The following is a 1,286-nucleotide window of genomic DNA, read 5'->3' on the forward strand; positions in this document are numbered from 1 at the left end:
CCGACCGTTACCGTAACCCCGATGACGATCTCCCGCTGGACTTCGACACCAACCGTGAAAACTATTATCAGGATCTCGGCCAGACTACCGATGCAACGGCTTTCGTTGAGCAACTGCGTAACGAAATGAGTTCAGCGCTGGAACTACTCAATCGGGAAATGCCAAAAAATCGCAAGGTGCGGATCTTGTCCCAAGGTAAAAACCGGATATCCATTACACCGCTCACCCCGCAAGAGGAGCCAATGAACCTGGCTTATCTGAAGCGTGAAATTACCGGTCGATGGCCCATGACCAGCTTGCTCGATGTGCTGAAGGAAGCCGACCTGCGAATTGGATTTAGTGACCATTTCAAGACTGTAGCAGACCGGGAAAATCTTGATCGTCAAAGCTTACAGCAGCGAATATTGCTTTGCCTCTATGGCATGGGCACCAACACCGGATTAAAGCGAGTCAGCGGCAGTCGTCACGGGATCAGCTATAAAGAACTGCTCAATGTGCGTCGCCGTTTTATTCACAAAGCCGCTTTACGCAATGCCATTGGACAAATTGCCAATGCGATTTTTACTGCACGCAATCCCGCGATATGGGGCGAAGGGACGACCTCCTGTGCTTCGGATTCCAAGAAGTTTGGCTCCTGGGATCAAAACCTGATGACTGAATGGCACATTCGCTATGGTGGCCGGGGCGTCATGATTTACTGGCATGTGGAAAAGAAATCGACCTGCATCTACTCCCAGCTCAAGCGTTGTTCCTCTTCGGAAGTGGCAGCCATGATCGAGGGCGTTTTACGTCACTGCACGGACATGGAGATTGACCGGCAGTATGTCGATAGTCATGGCCAAAGTGAGGTCGCTTTTGCCTTCTCTCACTTGCTTGGGTTCGATTTGTTGCCGCGCCTCAAGGCCATTGCCAGCCAAAAACTCTATCGGCCCGGTGATGATAAACCCGGCGATTACCCAAACCTGGAACCCATACTGACACGCCCTATCAATTGGGATCTGATCATCCAGCAATACGACGAGATGATCAAATACGCAACCGCGCTCAAGCAAGGTACTGCCGATCCAGAAGCCATACTGCGCCGTTTCACCCGAAACAACGTCCAGCATCCCACGTACAAGGCGCTTGCCGAACTGGGCAAAGTTATCAAAACCATCTTTCTGTGCCGATACATTGGTTCTGAAGAACTTCGCCAGGAGATCCACGAAGGGCTGAATGTCGTGGAAAACTGGAACAGTGCAAATTCATTCATCTTCTACGGCAAAGGTGGTGAAGTTGCGACCAAT

Annotated in this window: 1 protein-coding gene; it reads left to right on the forward strand. The window is 50.9% G+C overall.

The features are described 5' to 3' along the window. A partial coding sequence (locus F566_RS0100080) for a Tn3 family transposase (protein WP_020404955.1) occupies positions 1 to 1,286 on the forward strand: 1,286 nt, incomplete at both ends.

Origin of the sequence: Hahella ganghwensis DSM 17046 (assembly GCF_000376785.1) — a bacterium.
GTDB classification, from domain to species: domain Bacteria; phylum Pseudomonadota; class Gammaproteobacteria; order Pseudomonadales; family Oleiphilaceae; genus Hahella; species Hahella ganghwensis.